The sequence below is a fragment of the Pseudomonas lactis genome, assembly GCF_001439845.1.
In the GTDB taxonomy this organism is placed as follows: domain Bacteria; phylum Pseudomonadota; class Gammaproteobacteria; order Pseudomonadales; family Pseudomonadaceae; genus Aquipseudomonas; species Aquipseudomonas lactis.
The window spans coordinates 1-19,934 of record NZ_JYLO01000004.1 but is presented as its reverse complement, the minus strand read 5'-3'; the positions used below and the strand labels follow the sequence as shown (position 1 = coordinate 19,934).

The 19,934-nt window shown below is 60.5% G+C and carries 17 protein-coding genes and 1 pseudogene; 9 read left to right on the top strand and 9 right to left on the bottom strand.

The window, feature by feature from the left end:
• Window position 1: 1 nt before the first annotated feature.
• The gene (locus TX24_RS07295; RefSeq protein WP_003190656.1) at window positions 2–772 is read right to left on the bottom strand and encodes an AraC family transcriptional regulator; all 771 of its coding nucleotides are present in this window, start codon (window positions 770–772) and stop codon (window positions 2–4) included.
• A 98-nt stretch (window positions 773–870) separates the two neighbouring features.
• On the opposite strand from TX24_RS07295, the gene TX24_RS07290 reads away from it, so the two are divergent.
• Entirely contained in the window at window positions 871–2,001 is a 1,131-nt protein-coding gene (locus TX24_RS07290; RefSeq protein ID WP_003190657.1) for a multidrug effflux MFS transporter, read from the top strand.
• On the opposite strand, the gene TX24_RS07285 is transcribed toward TX24_RS07290, so the two are convergent.
• Entirely contained in the window at window positions 1,991–4,153 is a 2,163-nt protein-coding gene (locus TX24_RS07285) for a TonB-dependent siderophore receptor (protein ID WP_057710023.1), read from the bottom strand. The two genes, TX24_RS07290 and TX24_RS07285, sit on opposite strands and share 11 nt — an antisense overlap.
• A gap of 202 nt (window positions 4,154–4,355) precedes the next feature.
• Window positions 4,356–5,252: a helix-turn-helix domain-containing protein gene (locus TX24_RS07280; protein WP_057710022.1), complete on the bottom strand. Its 897-nt coding sequence runs from the start codon at window positions 5,250–5,252 to the stop codon at window positions 4,356–4,358.
• A 138-nt stretch (window positions 5,253–5,390) separates the two neighbouring features.
• On the opposite strand from TX24_RS07280, the gene TX24_RS07275 reads away from it, so the two are divergent.
• Genes TX24_RS07275 through TX24_RS07265 form a run of 3 tightly spaced genes read left to right on the top strand, consistent with a single transcriptional unit; the run spans window position 5,391 to window position 9,153 of the window.
• On the top strand, window positions 5,391–6,749 hold the full coding sequence (locus tag TX24_RS07275) for a glutamine synthetase family protein (RefSeq protein ID WP_057710179.1): 1,359 nt from the start codon (window positions 5,391–5,393) through the stop codon (window positions 6,747–6,749).
• Window positions 6,750–6,775: 26 nt separating this feature from the next.
• Window positions 6,776–7,864, top strand: coding sequence for a polyamine ABC transporter substrate-binding protein (locus tag TX24_RS07270; RefSeq protein ID WP_057710021.1), 1,089 nt, complete (start codon window positions 6,776–6,778; stop codon window positions 7,862–7,864).
• A complete protein-coding gene (locus tag TX24_RS07265; protein ID WP_057710020.1) occupies window positions 7,861–9,153 on the top strand; it encodes an NAD(P)/FAD-dependent oxidoreductase in 1,293 nt (430 codons plus the stop codon). The genes TX24_RS07270 and TX24_RS07265 overlap by 4 nt, the downstream gene beginning before the upstream one ends.
• A gap of 110 nt (window positions 9,154–9,263) precedes the next feature.
• Here TX24_RS07265 and TX24_RS07260 read toward each other — a convergent pair whose 3' ends face one another.
• Window positions 9,264–10,148, bottom strand: coding sequence for a LysR substrate-binding domain-containing protein (locus TX24_RS07260; RefSeq protein ID WP_057710019.1), 885 nt, complete (start codon window positions 10,146–10,148; stop codon window positions 9,264–9,266).
• A 112-nt stretch (window positions 10,149–10,260) separates the two neighbouring features.
• Between TX24_RS07260 and TX24_RS07255 the strand changes: the two genes are divergently transcribed.
• Genes TX24_RS07255 through TX24_RS07245 form a run of 3 tightly spaced genes read left to right on the top strand, consistent with a single transcriptional unit; the run spans window position 10,261 to window position 12,515 of the window.
• A complete protein-coding gene (locus TX24_RS07255) occupies window positions 10,261–11,271 on the top strand; it encodes an aldo/keto reductase (RefSeq protein WP_057710018.1) in 1,011 nt (336 codons plus the stop codon).
• An 11-nt stretch (window positions 11,272–11,282) separates the two neighbouring features.
• Window positions 11,283–12,080: an SDR family NAD(P)-dependent oxidoreductase gene (locus tag TX24_RS07250; protein ID WP_020301857.1), complete on the top strand. Its 798-nt coding sequence runs from the start codon at window positions 11,283–11,285 to the stop codon at window positions 12,078–12,080.
• Between the two features lie 24 nt (window positions 12,081–12,104).
• On the top strand, window positions 12,105–12,515 hold the full coding sequence (locus TX24_RS07245; RefSeq protein ID WP_057710017.1) for an SRPBCC family protein: 411 nt from the start codon (window positions 12,105–12,107) through the stop codon (window positions 12,513–12,515).
• A 42-nt stretch (window positions 12,516–12,557) separates the two neighbouring features.
• On the opposite strand, the gene TX24_RS07240 is transcribed toward TX24_RS07245, so the two are convergent.
• The 3 genes from TX24_RS07240 to TX24_RS07230 form a co-directional block, all read right to left on the bottom strand.
• Entirely contained in the window at window positions 12,558–13,055 is a 498-nt protein-coding gene (locus TX24_RS07240; RefSeq protein WP_057710016.1) for a P-loop nucleotide/nucleoside kinase family protein, read from the bottom strand.
• 116 nt (window positions 13,056–13,171) lie between these two features.
• A complete protein-coding gene (locus TX24_RS07235; RefSeq protein WP_057710015.1) occupies window positions 13,172–14,308 on the bottom strand; it encodes a PAS domain-containing sensor histidine kinase in 1,137 nt (378 codons plus the stop codon).
• Complete coding sequence (locus tag TX24_RS07230; protein WP_057710014.1) at window positions 14,298–15,113, bottom strand: alpha/beta fold hydrolase; 816 nt, start codon at window positions 15,111–15,113, stop codon at window positions 14,298–14,300. Before TX24_RS07230 ends, TX24_RS07235 begins: the two co-directional genes overlap by 11 nt.
• A 131-nt stretch (window positions 15,114–15,244) precedes the next feature.
• Here TX24_RS07230 and TX24_RS07225 point away from each other — a divergent pair, with 131 nt between their 5' ends.
• Together TX24_RS07225 and TX24_RS07220 are read left to right on the top strand one after the other, a co-directional pair.
• Window positions 15,245–16,438, top strand: coding sequence for a TPM domain-containing protein (locus TX24_RS07225; RefSeq protein WP_057710013.1), 1,194 nt, complete (start codon window positions 15,245–15,247; stop codon window positions 16,436–16,438).
• Between the two features lie 93 nt (window positions 16,439–16,531).
• Window positions 16,532–17,830: a hypothetical protein gene (locus TX24_RS07220; protein WP_057710012.1), complete on the top strand. Its 1,299-nt coding sequence runs from the start codon at window positions 16,532–16,534 to the stop codon at window positions 17,828–17,830.
• Between the two features lie 209 nt (window positions 17,831–18,039).
• On the opposite strand, the gene TX24_RS07215 is transcribed toward TX24_RS07220, so the two are convergent.
• Together TX24_RS07215 and TX24_RS07210 are read right to left on the bottom strand one after the other, a co-directional pair.
• Window positions 18,040–18,438, bottom strand: a complete 399-nt coding sequence (locus TX24_RS07215; protein ID WP_057710011.1) for a hypothetical protein — start codon at window positions 18,436–18,438, stop codon at window positions 18,040–18,042.
• Window positions 18,439–18,768: 330 nt separating this feature from the next.
• Window positions 18,769–19,261: pseudogene (locus tag TX24_RS07210) on the bottom strand (GNAT family N-acetyltransferase).
• Window positions 19,262–19,934 lie beyond the last annotated feature (673 nt).

Sequence of the window (19,934 nt, the reverse complement as noted above, 5' to 3'; positions counted from 1 at the left end):
GTCAGTTGGCTTTGAAATAGTTTCGCGGCGTGGTGCCGGTCATGCCTTTGAAAAAGGCGATCAGTGCACTGTCGCTGGCAAAGCCCAGTTCAAAGGCGCAGTAGCCCAGGCTGCGCCCGATGGCAAGCAGTTCGATCATGCGCATCAGACGCCACTGTTGGCGCCATTGCTGATACCCCAGGCCGGTTTCCTTGAGGAAAATCCGGCCGATGGTCTTGGTGCTGGCGCCAATGTGCTGTTCCAGGTCCTGCAGCGTGGGGGGCAAGCGGTCAAGCTGGGCCAGCAGCGGCGCCAGGCGCTTGTCCCGTGGCAACGGCAACAGCAAGGGTTGCGCCGCCGCGTGGCGGATTTCATCCAGGCACAGTCCGAGCAAATGGGCATAGCGACCCGCCTGCCAATCAGTCTCGAACGGCGCCAGGGCCATGGGTTCCAGCACTGCCCTGAGCAAGGCACTCACTTGGATCACCCGCACCTGGGCCGGCAACTGCTCGGCCAGGGCCGCACTCACATACACCGACCGATAATCCACCGCCTGCTGCATCACCGCACGATGGGGCAGGCCGCCGGGGATCCAGGCTGCGCGGGTGGGTGGCAACAGGCACAGTTGATTGTCCAGGGTGATGCGCGTGCACCCTTGCTGGGTGAACAGCAGTTGCCCGCGCTGGTGCACATGCAGGCCCGAATCGTGATTGCCCAGCACCGCCGCGATGCCGATCACGGGCGCTGCGAAGGCATCGGGGTTGAAAGACGCGGTAGCGGCAAGCCAGGCCATGGGTTGTCCGATTTGATGGATAAAGTGTCGAAGTCCGGATAATAGCCCAGCTGGCGCGCCCTAGAATCCGTCCGTTGTGTTTATGGATGGATCGTGTGATGACATATAAAAATTTGCTGCCGCTGACCATGGCCCTGCTGATGTTCCCGCAGTTGGCCCAAACCCTGTACAGCCCGGCCCTGGGCGATATCAGCCGCGCCTTTGACGTCGCGCCGGAACGGGCAGGGCAGACCTTGTCGGTGTATTTCCTCGCCTTCGCCCTGGGCGTGGTGGTGTGGGGCCGGCTGAGTGATCGTCTGGGGCGGCGGCCGGTGATGCTGATGGGGCTGGCAATCTATGTGGGCGCTTCGGCGCTGGCCTTGACGGTGACGACATTCGACGCCTTGCTGCTGGCCCAGGCCTGTGCTGCTTTTGGCGCGGCGGTGGGGTCGGTGGTCACGCAGACGGTGTTGCGTGACCGTTTCCACGGTGCCGACCTGGCCCAGGTGTTTTCCGTGATGGGTATTGCGCTGGCTGCCAGTCCTGCTATCGGCCTGTTCAGCGGCGCGAGCCTGGTGGAATTTTTCGGTTACCGCGGCGTGCTCTGCACGTTGCTGCTGCTCGCGGCGGTGTTATGGGGCTGGTGTTGGTGGGCCTTACCGGAAACCCGTCCGGCCTCCTTGCCCACCGCCGCCCTTGGCCAGACGCTCGGCCTGATGCTCAAGGATGCCGGAGTATGGCGCTCGGTCGGGTTGGTCGCGGCGTTCAATATCGCGCTGTTCAGCTATTACAGCGTGGGGCCGTTTGTCTTCGCGCAGCAGGGGCGTTCCACCGCCGAGTTCGGTTACAGCGGTGTGTTGCTGGCGCTGGGTTCCGGGTTGGGGGCGTGGCTGAACAAAGCCTTGCTCAAGCGTGGGTTGAGCGGTGAGCGGTTGGTGGTTGTCGCCGCAGCGGTGGCCGTGGTGGGGAGCCTGTTGGTGTTGGCCCTGCAGCACAGCTGGCTGTTGGTGTGGCCGATGCTGTTGGTGGTGCTGGCCTTCGGCATGGCGATTCCCAACGTGCTGGGGGCGGCCCTGGTCGATTACCGTGACCGCCTTGGCACCGCCGCCGCCCTGTTTGGCTTGCTGTACTACCTGGTGATTGGCGGCGGGCTGGCCTTGGTGACCTGGTCCCAGGATTTAGGCTGGAGCCTGTTGGTGTGCGGTTTGGCAGCGTTGTGGCTGGCTACGTCGCGGCTACTCAGAAGTTGACCGACGCACTCAAACGCGCCGTCAACGGCGCGCCCTGGAACAGGTAGTCATCGCCCATGTACTCGCCCGCGTCGCGCCAGTAGCGCTTGTCGAACAGGTTATCGACGCTCAGGCGAAACACGGTCTCGTAGCCATCGACCTTGGTGGTGTAGCGGCTACCGACGTTGACCACCGCGTAGTCGCCCACTTCCACGTTGCCGGTGCGATTGGCGGACTTCTTGGCGCTGTATTGCACGCCGCCCAATACCGCCAGGCCATTGACCCAGGGCAGGGCGTAGTCGGCGTACACACTGGCGCGCAGCTTTGGCACGTTGATCGCCTGATGGCCTTCGTACTCCGGCGTGCCGCTGCCGCTCACCCGCGCTCGGATCGCGGCCACGCTGGTGGCGATCTGCAGACGGTCGGTGGCCCAGCCGTTGGCAGACAATTCAATCCCGGTGTTTTTCTGCTGGCCCTGTTGCACGTAGTTGAACGTGCCACCTTCGGGCTTGGCGTACTGGTAAGCCTGGCGCGTCTGGAACACGGCGGCGGCGAAGCTGATACGGCGCCAGTCGTATTTCACCCCGGCTTCGAGCTGGCGCGAGACGGTGGGAGCGAGTGTTTCATCGGCATTGTTTGCGAACCACGGCGCGGTGCCGCCCAGGGACAGGCCCTTGCTGTAGCTGGTGTACAGCGAAACGTTGTCCACCGGCTTGTAGATCAACGAGGCCTGGGGCAGGAACACGTACTGTTGGGTGTGGCGTGTCTGGTTGCCGGTGACGCTGTCGAAGGCTTTTTCGTCCAGGCGCACTTCACGGCCGCCGAGGATGGTTTGCCATTGCTCGTTGAAGCGGATGCGGTTGGTGACGAACAGGCCGTACTGGCGGCTGTCGAGGTTGCGGTGACTGTCGTTCAGCGGCTTGTCGGTCGGGGGAAAGCTCGGCACTTCTTGGTCGATATTGGCGGTGCCGATGAATTCGTTGACCGACTTGCGTTTGTCGATCACCCGGCGAAACGCGCTGGTGCCAAACGTCAGTTCATGGCCAATGCCGGCGGTGTCGAACAGGCCTGTCATGGCCGCCTGGATTTCATCGTCGCGGCGGGTATCGTCCGGGCTGCGGTAGTCGTAGACGTCGTAATTGCCTTCGGGGCTGAAGTAGTTCGGCACGCTTGTAGAACTGCAACTGTCTGAACCATAGCAACCCCAGGCAAACGAACTGTAGTCATCAATCACCACCTTGCTACGCGCCGCGCTGACACTGCCTTTCCACTGATCGCTGAAACGGTACTCGAACTTGCCGTTGAGGTTCAGCGAATCAATCCCGACCTGCTTGCCGCCCGTCTGGTGCCCCAACAGCTTCTTCGGTGAAGCGCCGTGGGGCACTTCGGTGCCGCCCAGCAGTTGATAACCTGGCACCGAGCGCTGTTGTTTGTTCTGGTATTCGGCATCCAGTTGCAACACGGCGTCGGGGCTGATGTTCCAGTCAAAGGCCAGGGACACGAAATCGCGCTGGCCGTTGGCGTGTTCCACATAGGAATTGAGGTCTTCATGGGCGACATTGGCGCGCAGGCCGAACTGCTGCTCGCTGCCAAACCAGCCGCCAACATCGGTGGCGATGTAGCCACTGCCACGATCATCGGTGGACACCGTCACCGAGCGCACATCCTGGGGGCGCTTGGTCACGTAGTTGATCACTCCGCTGGGCTCAGAAATGCCGCTCTGCAAACCCGCCAGGCCCTTGAGCACTTCCACTTGCTGCTTGTTTTCCAGGGCGACATTCTGCTCGCCGGTGATGGTGCGCCCATTGATCTTGTAACTGCTGGCCGCGTTCAACGAAAAGCCACGCACCACGAAATTCTCGTAATAGCCAATGGGCGCGTAACTGTCGCCCACCGAGGCATCATTGCGCAGCACTTCACTGAGCAGGCGTGCCTGCTGGTCCTTGATCAGCGCGGCGTTGATCACCGTGATCGAAGCGGGGGTGTCCAGCAGCGGCGCTTCATCAAAACCACCCACCGACGCGGTTTCATTGCGGTAGCCCGACTCATCCTGGCCTTGGACCTTTACCGTCGGCAGCTCGATCTCGGCGGCCAGGCTGCTGCCGATGCCGCCACTGAGCAACAGGCCGAGGGCGAAACGTGAAGTGACGACGGGGCGAAAACGCAAAACCATGGGTAAAGGCCTTAAAGCGTTGGGCGGGGGGCGCATAAGCTAGGCATAACGGCGGGATTTTACAAGTTATGCAGCAGGGCTCTGCCACACCGCTAATCGAATGTGGGAGCTGGCTTGCCTGCGATAGCGGCGTGTCAGTCGCTGAATTATTGCCTGAACCACCGCTATCGCAGGCAAGCCAGCTCCCACAGGGGATTGGACTTCAACCAAAGCGCTTCAGCGTCTCGCTGGGCAGCTCCCGGAACAAAGCACGATAACTGTTGGAAAACCGCCCCAAATGCCAGAACGACCAATTCATCGCCACCTCGGCCACCGTGGTATCCGCGCCACTCAATAGCTCACGCCGCGCCCCATTCAACCGACGCAACCTTAACCACTGCGCCGGGCTCATCCCTGTGTAGGTCTTGAACCCTTGCTGCAATTGGCGCAACGGCACACCCGCAATCTGCGCCAGTTCCAACAGGTTGGCGGTTTCATCCGGTGCATCCGCCGCCCATTCGCCGATGCGCGCCATCAAGCGGCGTTCTTCGCTGCGCTTTTGTAGCGAACTGCGGTCCAGACACACGCAGGCGTTATCGAGGATAAACAGGCAGTCGTCGAGCAGTTGCTGGGTGAGGGCATCGCGGCTGATGGGGTCGGTCAGTGCCGACAGGCGCGTAAGGGTGCCGCTCAGCCAGCGAGTGAACAGCGCATTTTGCCGACAGGTCAGCGGCGCCATGAACAAGCCTTCGAGTTTGGCTATATCCAGGCCCTGGCGCTGGACGAACTGTGGGCCGAATACCACCGCCACTTCGCGGTAGTTGATCGGGGTGATCCAGGTGTTGCGGCTTTCGCCATTGAGCAGGTACAGCGCGTTGTCACTGGCGTCGAAACAGAACGTCAGGGCGCCGGTGGGGGCGTTGAAATGCTGCTCCACGCGGGTGTTCATGCACTCTTCGTAAACCTGCACGCCTTGCAGGTCGAGGTAGCGCACCTGCCCGGCAAAATGCCCCGGCGACATCTGCTGGTACTGCTGCACCCAGCCGGGTGTCGCACTGCATTGGGCGGCCACATCGCCGGTGGCGAAGGCCTGTACGCGCAAAGCGGTTGCCTGTGTCATGGGTGATCCGTGCGCACTCTATTGGTGCGTTGTGCCGCGTGCAAAGTGGATAGATGCCGTTTCAAGGCTGGCCCAAGATAGACCTCAATGCGCTGGGAGTACAAGCCGGCGTCGCATCCCACCCAAGACGAGGTCCTTATGAACGCCCCCTTCGATCAGCTGTCCACCTGGCTGAAAGAACACAAGATTACCGAGGTCGAATGCGTGATCAGTGACTTGACTGGCATCGCACGCGGCAAGATCGCACCCACCAACAAGTTCCTGCATGAGCGAGGCATGCGCCTGCCGGAAAGTGTGCTTCTGCAAACGGTAACCGGGGACTTTGTCGACGACGATATCTACTACGACCTGCTGGACCCAGCCGATATCGACATGATCTGCCGCCCGGCAGCCAACGCCACTTACGTGGTGCCGTGGGCCATAGAACCCACCGCCATCGTGATCCACGACACCTTCGACAAGCAGGGCAACCCCATCGAGCTGTCGCCGCGCAATGTGTTGAAGAAAGTCCTGCAGCTCTACACCGACCAAGGCTGGCAGCCGATCGTGGCGCCGGAAATGGAGTTCTACCTCACCCAGCGTTGCGAAGACCCGGACCTGCCACTGAAAACCCCGATTGGCCGTTCCGGCCGTGCCGAAACCGGGCGCCAGTCGTTCTCTATCGATGCGGCCAACGAATTCGACCCGCTGTTCGAAGATGTCTATGACTGGTGCGAAGCCCAGGGCCTGGACCTCGATACGTTGATCCACGAAGACGGCCCGGCGCAGATGGAAATCAACTTCCGCCACGGCGACGCCCTGGACCTGGCCGACCAGATCACGGTATTCAAGCGCACCTTGCGCGAGGCCGCCCTCAAGCACAACGTCGCCGCCACCTTCATGGCCAAGCCGGTGGCCGATGAGCCGGGCAGCGCCATGCATTTGCACCAGAGCGTGGTGGAGATTGCCACCGGCAAACCGGTGTTCGTGGATGCCGATGGCGCCATGAGCCCGCTGTTTTTGCATCACATCGGCGGCTTGCAGAAGTACATCCCCATGCTGTTGCCGATGTTTGCGCCCAATGTGAACTCGTTCCGCCGCTTCCTGCCGGACACCTCGGCGCCGGTCAACGTCGAATGGGGCGAAGAGAACCGCACCGTCGGCTTGCGCGTGCCTACGTCCAGCCCGGAGGCGATGCGCGTGGAAAACCGCCTGCCGGGGGCCGATGCCAACCCGTACCTGGCCATTGCCGCGAGCCTGCTGTGTGGTTATCTGGGGATGATCGAGCACATCGAACCCAGTGCCCCGGTGGAAGGCCGCGCCTATGAGCGCCGCAACCTGCGCCTGCCGTTCACCCTCGAAGATGCACTGGCGCGCATGGAGGATTGCGACACGGTCAAGCAGTACCTGGGCGAGAAATTCGTGCGCGGCTACGTGGCGGTCAAACGCGCCGAGCATGAAAACTTCAAGCGGGTGATCAGTTCCTGGGAGCGTGAGTTCCTGCTGTTGAGCGTCTAAAAAACAAGCATAAAAGGGGTGACGATATGCGTCTTGTGAACAAACTTCTCCCACTGGCCCTGGCCGCGGCGTTCAGCAGTGCCGGCCAGGCTGCACCGACGGTGAGTGTCTACAACTGGACCGATTACATTGGCGAGACCACCTTGGCGGACTTCCAGGCCAAGACCGGTATCAAGGTGGTCTACGATGTGTTCGACTCCAACGAAACCCTGGAGGGCAAGTTGCTGGCCGGGCGCACCGGGTATGACGTGGTGGTGCCGTCCAACCACTTCCTGGCGCGCCAGGTGAAGGCCGGTGCGTTCCTCAAGCTCGACCGCGCGCAGTTGCCCAACTTCAAGAACCTGGACCCCAAGTTGCTGAAGTTGCTGGAACAGAACGACCCCGGTAATACGCACTCGGTGCCGTACCTGTGGGGCACCAATGGCATTGGCTATAACGTCGACAAGGTCAAGCAAGTGCTGGGTATCGACCGTATCGATTCGTGGGCGGTGCTATTCGAGCCAGAAAATATCAAGAAGCTGCATGAATGCGGCGTGGCCTTCCTCGATTCGGCGGATGAGTTGTTCCCGGCGATCCTCAACTACATGGGCAAGGACCCACGCAGCGAGAATGCCGAGGACTACAAGCAGGCCGAAGCCAAGCTGCTGACGTTGCGGCCGTACATCACCTATTTCCACTCATCCAAGTACATCTCGGACCTGGCCAACGGCAATATCTGTGTGGCCTTCGGTTATTCCGGCGATGTGTTCCAGGCCGCCAACCGCGCCAAGGAAGCCAAGAACGGGGTGAACATTGCGTATTCGATCCCCAAGGAAGGCGCCAACCTGTGGTTCGACCTGCTGGCGGTTCCGGCCGACGCGAGCAACCCTAAAGAAGCCCATGCGTTCATCAACTACCTGCTGGAGCCCGAGGTGATTGCCAAGGTCAGCGCCTCGGTGGGCTATGCCAACGCCAACCCGGCCGCCAAGCCGTTCATGGCCCCCGAACTGGTGAACAACCCTGAGGTGTACCCGCCCCAGGAGGTACTCGACAAACTCTATATTTCCACCACGCCCACGCCGGCGACCATGCGCGTGATGACCCGCGCCTGGAGCAAAGTGAAGTCCAACCGATGATTCAGCCCAATGAACATGCCCCGTCCTATTACCGCGCTTCGGCGAATGCCATGGCGCAGCGGCCCGCACTTGAGGCAGACCTGAGCGCCGATGTGTGTGTGATCGGCGGCGGCTTTACCGGGGTCAACACCGCCATTGAACTGGCCCAGCGCGGGTTTTCGGTGATCCTGCTGGAGGCGCGCCGCATCGGTTGGGGCGCCAGCGGGCGCAACGGCGGGCAATTAATTCGGGGTATTGGTCATGATGTCTCCGGGTTTGCCAAATACGTGGGCGAGGAGGGCGTGCGCTATATGGAGCGGGCCGGTATCGACTCGGTCGCCCTGGTGGGCCAGCGCATTGCCGAGCACGGCATCGACTGTGACCTGCGCTGGGGTTTTTGCGAACTGGCTAACACCCCGGCGCAGTTTGCCGCGTTCAAGGGCGAACAGGCGCACCTGGCGGCCATGGGGTATGCGCATGAAACGCGACTGGTCGGCCCACAAGACATGTCGCAGGTGGTGGGCTCGACGGTATATGCCGGCGGCTTAGTCGACATGGGCTCCGGCCATCTTCACCCGCTCAACCTGGTATTGGGCGAAGCGCAGGCGGCCGAGGCCCTTGGCGTGCGTATCTTTGAGCACAGCCCGGTGCTGGAGCTGATCCATGGCGAGACGGTGCAAGTGCGCTGCGCAGGCGGCAGCGTGCGCGCAGCCAACCTGGTGCTGGCATGCAATGCTCATCTTGAAGAGCTGGAGCCGCGCTTGAGCGGCAAGGTACTGCCGGCGGGCAGCTACATCATCGCCACCGAGCCACTGCCTGAGCCTTTGGCCCAGCAGTTGATCCCACAGAACCTGGCGCTGTGCGACCAGAAAGTCGGCCTGGATTACTACCGGTTGACTGCCGACCGGCGCCTGTTGTTCGGCGGTGCCTGCCACTACTCGGGGCGCGACCCCCAGGACATCGCCGCGTACATGCGCCCGAAAATGCTCAAGGTGTTCCCACAGTTGGCCAGCACGGCTATCGAGTTCCAGTGGGGCGGCAAGATCGGCATCACCGCCAACCGCTTTCCCCAGGTCGGGCGGCTCAAGCAGTACCCGAACGTGTTCTATGCCCAAGGCTATTCCGGCCACGGCTTGAACGTGACGCACTGGTGCGCACGGTTGCTGGCTGAAGGGATACATGCGGGCGCAAGCCAGGGCCTGGATATCTTCAGCCAGGTGCCACACATGACCTTTCCCGGTGGCAAGGCACTGCGCTCGCCGCTGCTGGCGTTGGGGATGTTGTGGTATCGCTTGCGCGAAGCGCTCTGATTGATCGTTCCCACGCTCTGCGTGGGAACGCCGCCGCGGACGCTCCGCGTCCCGCCGTTTAGTGACGCGGAGCGTCATGGGATGCATTCCCACGCGGAGCGTGGGAACGATCAGTCGGTCAGCACCTTGCGAAAGGTTTCCACTAATGGCCTCAAGTTGACGCGATGCCAGGCCGCCCACAGTGGTGTGGTGTAGGCCAGCCACGGCAGCTCGCGCAACACCACGCCGGGCGGTGCGTTGCGGCTCAGGCCCTTTTGCACCATCGCCACCCCCAGCCCTGACGCCACCAGGCCCAATGCGGTAAAGGGCTCACTGGCCTCCATGGGGATCTGCGGGGTGAAACCGGCGCGGATGCAGGCGGCGACGAAATCGTCAGCCGGGTTGGCGCCAGGTTTGCGTTGCACGCCGATCCATTGTTGGTCGGCCAGGTGTTCGGGCAACAGTTCGCGTTGTCGAGCCAGCGGATGCTGTTCGGGCAGGGCCAGCAGCATCGGGTCGTCGAGGACTTGCCAGGCGGTCAGGTCCGGGTCATCGGCGGCGGGTGGTTCGCTCACCAGGGCGATGTCCAGGCTGCGTTGGCGCAAACCTTCCGATTGTTCCAAGGAGGGCAGGTTATACAGCTTGATATGCACGGCGGGCCGGTCGTCGCGCAGTATGCGCAAGGCGTTGGGCAGGACACCGGCGTGCATGGCGTTCTCGATATAACCGATGCACAAACCGCCTTCTTCCCCACGGCCCAGGCGCTTGCCCAGAGACTCCAGGCGGTTGGCATGGGTCAGCAATGCCTTGGTTTCGGCCAGGAAGGTCTGGCCATCGCGGGTCAAGCGGATACGCTGCTGGCTGCGTTCGAACAGGGTCAGGCCCAGGCGTTCCTCGAGCTGGGCGATCTGCCGGCTCAGAGGCGATTGAGAAATGTGCAAGCGCTCGGCGGCGCGGCCGACGTGTTCTTCTTCAGCCACCACTTCGAAGTAGCGCAACTGCCGTAGATCAATCATGTAAGACCTGCAAGGACTCAAGTAGGTCGCAGTATGTCTTGGACGGTCTGATCAGCGCAATCTAGCATCTGCTCAACGGTCACAGCGACCTCGCACCGATTGAGGAACCACCATGAGCTTGAAAGACACACTGCCCGGCGCACTGGGCTTTGGCACCGCCCCCTTGGGTAATATGTTTCGCGCGATCCCCGAAGAAGAAGCCCAGGCCACCGTCGAGGCCGCCTGGAGACAGGGCGTGCGTTACTTCGATACCGCGCCGTTCTACGGCTCGGGCCTGTCGGAAATGCGCTTGGGCCAGGCGCTGTCCAACTATCACCGCGATGACTACGTGCTCAGCACCAAGGTCGGCCGGGTGATTCTCGATGAAGTCGAAGAAACCGCCCGTGACCTTGGCGAAAAAAGCGGCGTATTCGAACACGGCCGCCGCAATAAAATACTCAATGACTACAGCACCGACGCCACCCTGCGCTCCATTGAAGACAGCCTGACACGCCTGCAAACCGATCGCCTGGACATCGTGTGGGTTCACGACATCGCCCAGGATTTTTACGGCGACCAATGGCTGGAATACTTCAACCAGGCCCGCACTGGCGCCTTCAAAGTACTCACCCGCCTGCGCGAGCAAGGTGTGATCAAGGCGTGGGGGCTGGGCGTCAACCGTGTCGAACCCTGCGAGTTGACCCTGGACCTGATCGAAGCCCAGCCTGACGGTTTTCTGCTGGCGGGGCGCTACACGCTGCTGGATCACGACCGCGCCTTGCAGCGCCTGATGGACGCCGCCCACGCCCAGCAGGTGGAGATCGTCGTCGGTGGCCCGTATAGCTCCGGCATCCTCGCTGGCGGTGCGCATTTTGAATACCAGCAAGCCAGCCCAGCGATCATTGCCAAGGTCGAGCAGATCAAGGTGATTGCCCAAGCGTTTGGCGTCAGCATCAAGGCCGCTGCGCTACAGTTTTCACTGGCGCATCCGGCAGTGGCGGCGGTGATTCCCGGTGCCAGTCGTCCAGGGCGGATTGCCGAAGACGTTGCGGCGTTGTCTGAACAGATTCCAGCAGCCTTCTGGCAAGCGTTGCGCGAGGCCCGCTTGATCTCGGACCGTGCGCCTTTGCCTCTCTCACGTTAAGGAGCTTGAGCATGAAAATTGATGTAAGCGGCAAAGTGGCTATTGTCAGCGGCAGCACCGCCGGTATCGGCCTGGGCATCAGCCAGGCCCTGGCGCAATCGGGTGCCACGGTGGTGGTGATCGGGCGTGATGCAGGCAAGGTGGACGACGCCTTGGCCAGCATTCGCCAGGCGGTTCCCGCTGCTCAACTGCGTGGTGTGGTGGCCGACCTCGGGACCGTTGAAGGCGCACAGAAACTCTTCGCCGCCGAACCCCGCGCCGACATTCTGGTCAACAACCTGGGCATCTTCGACGCGGTGGATTTCTTCGACGCGCCGGACAGTGAGTGGGCGCGCTTCTATGAGGTCAATGTGATCTCCGGCGTGCGCCTGGCGCGCCATTATGTGCCGGGCATGGTCGAGCAGGGTTGGGGCCGGGTGATCTTCGTGTCGTCGGAGTCTGGCGTGGCGACGCCGGCCGACATGATCAACTACGGAGTGACCAAAAGCGCCAACCTGGCGGTGTCCCACGGCCTGGCCAAGCGCCTGGCGGGGACCGGGGTGACGGTGAATGCTATCTTGCCTGGGCCGACCTTTACTGATGGCCTGGAACACATGCTCAAGGACGCCACGGCCGAATCCGGGCGCAGTGCCCGAGAAGAAGCGGATGTGTTTGTGCGCCACGCGCGGCCCACCTCGATCATCCAGCGTGCGGCCAATGTGGATGAAGTGGCGAACCTGGTGGCGTACATTGCTTCACCGCTGTCTTCGGCGACAACCGGTGCCGCGCTGCGGGTCGACGGTGGCGTTGTCGACAGCATGGCAATCTGATTTTTCCTGACTGGAGTATTGATCGTGGCAACAGCGTCTTCTGTGATTGAAATTGCGGTGCCGGCCGACCAAGTCTGGCAATTGATTGGCGGCTTCAACAGCCTGCCCGACTGGCTGCCTTTTATTGCCAAGAGCGAGCCGAGCGAGGGTGGCCGTGTGCGTCACCTGACCACCGCTGACGGCGGCGCGATTGTCGAGCGTTTGCAGACCTTCGACAACGTGGCGCGCACCTACAGCTACACCATTGAAGCGTCGCCGTTTCCGGTGAGTGCTTACCTGGCGACCTTGCAGGTTGAAGCGTTGACAGACACCTCGGCGAAAGTCACCTGGTCCGGGGTGTTCACGCCGGCAGCGGGTACCACCGAGGCGCAGGTAGAGGAGTTGTTTACCGGTGTCTACGAAGGCGGGCTTGAGGCGCTGCGCGGTAACTTCTAAAGAGTGTGGTGAGGGAGCAAGCTCCCTCGCCACAGGTGGGTTTTAGCCTATACGGAGCAAGGCTGCCGCGACAGCCTCTGCCGGCGTCATCTGCGCCGTATCCAGCCTGAACGGTGGGGTTTCCCAGCGTTCGTACTCATGCGCCTGCACCGATTCCCAGGTCGGCGGCACCAGCCCGGTAATATCGCCCACACGCCCTTCGACTCGACGCCGATGCGCCTGCTGATCGGTACACACCACCTCGATATTGATCAGCGCCACACCGGCCGCTGTCGCCACCGCTTGCCAGGCATCACGGCTTTCCTTCACCGGGTTTACACAATCGGCGATCACCCGCTGCCCCAGGCGCAGGTTACTCAGCGCCAGCGCATTCGCCACACCGTAGCCACTGGCCCCCACATCGCCCGCCAACGCACCGGCCTCGCGCAGCGCCTGCTCGATCACATCGATACGCAGGTAAACCGCGCCCACCTGTCGCGCCAGCTCCCTGGCAATCGTGGTCTTGCCACTGCCCGGCAAACCGCTGAATACAATAAGCATGACCCATCAACCCCCTGTAGGAGCGAGCTTGCTCGCGAAAAACGCCAACAATAACGCGTACTGCCTGAATAAACGCGGCGTCTGTGAGTTTTTCGCGAGCAAGCTCGCTCCTACGTTTAGAACGTCACAGTGAAGGTTGTGCCGCGTGCCTCACAGGAACTCACTGCCACATCGCCGCCATGCACCCTGGCCAGTTCACGCACGATATACAGGCCCAGGCCCACGCTGCGCACGTCGCTGCCCTGGTCGGTGCCGCGGGTCATGGGTTCGAACAACCCGGCCAGCAAGGCTTGGGGTATCGCCGGGCCGTGGTTGTGCACTGCAACCTCGCAGGTGTTATCGCCCAGGCGCGAGGTAATGGTGATCGGCTGCAGCAAGTCGCCATAGGCCACGCTGTTGGCCACCAGGTTACCGATCATCTGTTGCACGCGGTCGGCGTCCAGGCACGCATCGCCCTGGCCCTCGCCGTGATGCACCAGCGTGGCCTTGGGGAAGGCCACCCGCAGTTCGTCGACGCTGCGATGAATAACGCTGTGCAGGTCCAGCGGTTGCGGCTTGATGGTAATGCCCTGGCCGACCCGGGCCTGGGTGAAGTCCAGCAGGTCGGCGATCATGCGGTGGGCGCGTTCGGCCGACTGGCCGATGTGCCCCAACAGCTGGCGCTCCTTGGCCGTGCGCTCGCCACGCTGGAGAAAGTCGGAGGCCATGCGGATCGCGGTGAGTGGGTTTTTCAGGTCATGGCTGACAATCGCCACCATCTGTTCGGCAAACAACGCCCGGCGCTGGGCAATGGCATAGGCCTCGCTCAGTTCGGCCTGGGCCTGTTGCAGGGCCAGTTCCGTAGCAGTTTTTTCCTGCAGCAGGGCTTCAGCCTGCTTGTGGGCATTGAGCAGCTCACGCTCGTACTTGTCACGGTCGGTGGTGCCGAACAGCGCCAAGTCATACACCACGCCGTCGGGCTGCTGGCGCCGGTTGGCGTTGAGCAAGACCGTGACTTTGTGCCCGTTGCAATGACGGATGTCGAGCTTCACCTCGGTGACGCTGCCATGCATACGCAGCATCGGCGCCAGGTGCGTCTGGTAAAAAATCCGCCCGCCCATGGCCAGCAGGTCCTGGAAACGCCGGCCCAGCAGCTGGGCCGCAGTAAAGCCCAGCCAGTCGCACAAGCGCGGGTTGACGTGCAGGATCGTGCCATCTTCCTGGGTCACCGCCAGGGCACACGCCGCGCTGTCAAACAGCGGGTCAACGGGCATCGGCAGCCGCCCAAGGGGCCAGGAACCGGTCCATCGCCGTTGCACACGCCTGGGGGGCGCTCATATGCGGGCAATGGCCGACATTCTCGACCAGGCAATAAGTGCTGTTAGGTAGTACGGCGTGCAGGTATTCACCCACGGCCACGGGGGCGATCAGGTCGTCGGTCGATTGCAGGATGAGTACCGGGGTGGTCAGGCCGAACACATCCTGGCGGTTATCCGAGAGGAAGGTCACGCGGGCGAACTGCTTGGCGATGTCCGGCTCGGTGCGGCAGAAGCTCTCGGTGAGCGCCTCGCTCAGGTGCGGCTGCGTCGGGGCGCCCATGATCACCGGGGCCATGGCGCTGGACCAGCCCAGGTAGTTGCTGTCGAGGGTGTCGAGCAGGTCGTCGATGTCGTCGCGCTGGAAACCGCCGACATATTCCTCGGTATCGATATAGCGTGGCGATGGGCCAATCATCACGTGTGCGGCAATGCGGCCCGGGAGGAAACGGTCGGCGAGGGTGCCGATCATCGCGCTGACCGAGTGGCCCACCAGAATCACCGGGCCTTGGGCATAGGCGTCGATAATCTCGTTCAGGTCATGGGCATAGCCATCCAGGCGGCTGTATTTGACTTTGTCGAACGCACTCAAGTCTGACAGGCCGGCGCCGACCAGGTCATACAGCACCACGCGAAAGCGCTCGAGAAAGTGCGGTGCCAAGGCATTCCACATGGCCTGGTTGCAACCAAAGCCGTGGGAAAACACCAGCGTCGAGGGACCGTTGCCCATCACATGTACATTGTTGCGGTGACTTAGGTCCATGGGCGTCCCGTAGATGGCTTATTGCTATGCAGCTTATCGGCAGTTTAGATAGTCGCAGGCCCTGGGTCACGCGTTTGCACGCAGATAAGGTAAAGTCGGCGCCTTCAGGGAGAGACTTCAGGTAACCATACATGATCGTGCTTGTGCGGCAATCGGTGTTCAGCCTACTGGCCTTGGTATTTTCCAGCCTGTTGATCACCGCTCATGCGGACACCTCGCCGATTGGGGTAGCCCTTGATCAGCGGGTCATTGACCTGACCAACACCCTCGACTCGGGCACCGTGCTGCGCCTCAAGCAACAACTCGCCGACCTTGAACAACGCAAAGGCGCGCAAGTGGCCGTATTGCTGGTGCCGACTACCGGCGGCAGTGGCATCGAAGACTATGCCAACCAACTGTTCCGCGCCTGGAAGCTGGGGCGCCAGGACGTCAACGACGGCATCCTGCTGGTGGTGGCCAAAGCCGACCGCACAGTGCGCATCGAGGTGGGTTATGGCCTGGAAGGCATCGTTACCGATCTACTGGCCCATCGCATCATTGAAGAACGCCTCACTCCAGCGTTTCGTCAGGGCGATTTTGCCGGTGGCATCCAGCAAGGCGTGAACGCGCTGGTGGTACTGGTGGACGGCGGCGACCTGCCTGAAGTGGCCGGGCCGGGGATCAACCCGCAATTTTTCGCGATATTGGCGGCGTTTGTCCTGGGTGCGCTCGCCGGTGTGTTGATCGCCGCCGGCAAGTTGCACTGGCGCAGGGCCTTGATCCTCGCGGTGGCGGCCACGCTGTTGCTGACGGTATTGGCCGGCGGTCGAGACTGGCCGATGTTCCTGTTTGCAATGCCGCTGACCTTGTTGATTGGCGGCGCGCTATTCGGCGCGTTGTGGCAGGTGCGCACGCTGTTTTACGGCGTGATCGGGTTGCTGGCTTACATCCTCGGACTGGTAGTAGCAAACCAGTATGTGGATGTCAGTTTCATCCATTGGCTGCTGTGGCCCCTGGGCGTCTTGGTGGTGCTGGGGTTGTACCTGGTGCTACTGCTGCTCATGAGGGAGACATGGCGCACCAGCCGCGCAGGTTTTGCCGTACGACTGCTGGCGGCGGTGGCCGTGTACGGGGTGGCGGGGCAGGTAATGGACGGCGATCGCGACGCCTGGTTGCTGGCATTTCCTATCGCGTCGTTTGTCGCGCTGATTATCTTTGGCAAGGTCGGCGAAGGTTCTGGCTCCGGCGGTGGGTCCAGTTCAAGTTCCAGCAGCTCCAGTTCCAGCAGTAGTTCGTCGAGCGGTGGCGGTTCCAGTGGCGGCGGTGGGGCGTCTGGTAGTTGGTAAGCAAGTCAACGGATGTGCCCCCAATTCAAATCTGGAAACTGGGTGTTTTTAGTGTGAGGGACGATGTTTTATCTGATGTAAGGATTTTATTTTGTGAGAGAGTTGCCAGGAGTAGAGAAGCTTGCCTATTTGTTATCCAAGGCCCGGAGCGCTTCAGAAGTAGATCAGATCTGGATGTCGACTGGCTTGAAAGGAACTATCACCGCTATTGTTGCCTTGGAAGATTATAAGCGGGCGAATATTCCAGGCGCCGTAAAAAAGTATGCGAAAGGCGATGAGGCGGTACTGGTTCCCTATTTTTCAGGTGGGGAAGTCTATTTTTTGAATGACAGGATTCTGTTTTCCTATCATCAGCAAGGGCGTGCGGACTTTAAAATCGACTATAGTTTGATGTTTGATACTAATATGGCCTCGTATGTGGATGCGTTGATGCGCGGGCGTCCGTTAAAAACCATGCATCACAGAGTGGTCGCGTTTGTCGATGATATTTTGAATGATGATCTGAACTTTGATTATTTTTACTACATGGCGGAGAACGTAAAAGAGGTGAAAAATATTCACCAGTGCGCTGCGTATTCACCCTTGAAGTTTTGGAAGACGTTAAGTAAAAAATTCAGGAATAACTTGGTCAGTCTTCAGCTGTTCAGAAGCATCGATTGCGCTGAATACAAACGCACCTCTAATCCTAAACCGAGGTTCACCCACCGAGAGGCCGCCCGCAGGGCGATTAATTTCAGCCACAGCTATTATGCTTCTGAAGAAGGGCGTGCGCAGGTTCTGAGTTTTGCCTTGATGCAACGTGTCATCTTGTTGCAAGTGATTGGGATGGTGAAGATTCAATTGTCATCTAATAAGTCGGCAAAGCATAAAATTTCCGAATTTTTTGATTATGTTAATGACGTGGTTGGCGTTTATTTGGACCGTGAGGCGATTGTTGCACATAAGTATTTTGTTGATCCTCGGTTAATTTCGATGTTGGAAAAAATAAAAAAAAGCCAAAAGGCACCCAGAAGGCTATTGAAAAAACTCGACAATATTGCGTGGGACATGGCGGCGCCACGGCTCATGGAGACATTGATCATGTCTCAAGGCATGGGAGACTTTTTTATACCGATGTTTATAAGCTTCGATGGCGGGCTTAAGCAGGTCTTGAAAGCCTATGAAGTAAAAGGTGTTGTGTTTGATAGCCGCCGTGGTGGGTTGATTCCGTTGCCACGGGTTAATACCGAGGATTATTTTAAAGCGCACGGATGTGCTGACGCATTATTGAAAATCAGTGAGAAAAGGGATGAGCGGTCCGACAAACCAACAGCGAACAGGGACACGGTGCATCAGTTGATCAAACGTGAATATGGCGTGCTGAGAAAACTGCTGTCAACGCGAGGTCGATGACCAGTGCCATGGCGCCTATTCGCCAAGGGACAGACGCTTAATACCAGCAATCACCCTTCGTCAAGCCGCCTTTGAGGGCGTCCTGTACATCGGCATGGGTAAGCGTCGTTGGGCTCGCCGAGCTATACCTTCCAGGGTGCAACCCATGGGGGCGGTTGTTCGGCAAAGCCCTGCGTGTTACGGCGGCTTAGGCAGAAAACAGTGGGTTGTCACAACTTGGTCCAACCACCGTTGCCGTCGGGCGTTATTTCGAAGTTGATCGGTTCACGATGGGCATTGACCTGAGAGCTGTCGACGCCAGTGTGATCCGCAGGCGAGACGGCAGGCCCGAAGGCGGTGTTGGGGTGCCGGATGGCGGCGTTGGCCTGAGTGTCATCGACGATCTTCTTGTCCGAAGGCAGGAAGTTGTGTTCCAACCGAGTGCGGTTGGCGTGGCTTCTATAGTCTTTGCTGGCGTTTTTCCAGCCGCCTTTGCCATTGGCTATTTCTGCGTCTTCCCCGGCTGTTTTATCCAGAGGGTTATGCCTGGCTTGACCACTGTCGATATGACCTTTGTCAACGGGCGGGTATGCCGGTGTGAAGGGGACGGAACTCTTGATTGAAGTCATGGCTGCACCTCTTTGGTAGCGAATGAATTGACCCGCCAGGACCTGGCCCTGGCTGGGTGTTTCGCAGGTTAGCGCGCGGTTTGGGGATGCTCAACGAGGCCCATTCGGAATGAATGTAACGGAATGAAATCGCTGCGGGGTCGAGGGTGCCGAGAGAGGGATTGGCTGTAGGCAGAGTCTCGCAGAGCGTTTGCAGCGCTACGGCCTGGCGTCGGACAGTGCCGATAAATCCAGGTTTTTTACCTGTTGCAACGCATTTGTTCGCGGTGCAGCTTTTGGCGGCGTCACGCTTGGAAACATAAACATGATCGCGCTTGCGACGGTGTGCTCTTAGAGAGTCATTGTCATTTCATGCCACGCCATCCCGCCGTGATCCGACGGCGAAGGTTGTACGTAGGTGTAGCCCATGCGGCGGTACAGCGGCACATGCTGTTCCTTGCACATCAGGTGGATCGTCTGCTTGCCCATTATCCTCATGTGTTGCACGAACGCCGTCATCAGCTTTTTTGCATAGCCTTTGCCTTGATGGGACGGGTCGACCACCACCGACATGATCACCACATTCGGCGCCTCGGCCACATGGCCCACCAACTCCTTGAAGGCCTCGTCCGACATCACCACCTCATGGGCGCAGCCTGAGTTGATGAAACCCACCACTGCGCCATCTTCCTCGAGGATCAAAAAGCCTTGAGGATACTGCGCGATGCGCGTGGCGATTTGTTGCAAGCGTTGCGGCTTCGTCACCTTCGTAGGCGCTGGTTTCGATTTCAAAGCAGCGTGCGGCGTCGGTGGGCAGGGCGTTGCGCAAGGTGAGGGGGGGCATGGGCGGTTCCAGGGATGTTCAGTCAAAGGCCACATCATAGAGAAACGTTGCTCCTTTGGCACCGTAAGGCCTCTGGCCCTGAAGGCTCAAGCGGGAGGTTCAACGTTGGTGCCCCGCAATCAAACTGTGGAAGCTGCCTGCGATGGCGGCCTGACAGCCGAAGCCTATCTACCTGACACCCCGCGATCCAAATGTGGGAGCTGGCTTGCCTGCGATGTCGGCCTGCCAGCCGACACCTACCTACCTGACACCCCGCGATCCAAATGTGGGAGCTGGCTTGCCTGCGATGGCGGCCTGAAAGCCGACACCTATCTACCTGATACCCACGATCCAACTGTGGGAGCTGGCTTGCTCGCGAAGACGGCCTAACAGGCGACGAGTTATACCGGGTACATATCCATTCCTGCGGTAACGGCCACTTAGGGTTCCGCCCTGACGGCGTCTCACTTTCGAAAAGCGCGAAAGTAAGCAAAGCGCTCTTGCCCCACCACTCGGCACCTCGCTTAGGCTCGGTGTGCCCGTAATCCGCCAGTGATTTGGGGGGCCGCCGCCACGCGCCATCCATGGCGCGGGGCGGCTAAACCGGCATCCCTGCCGGTTTGCCCCCCAAATCCCTGTCGAATTCCGGCCAGCGTGGTTTGACGGGGCGCCTGAGATCAAAAGCAGATCAAGA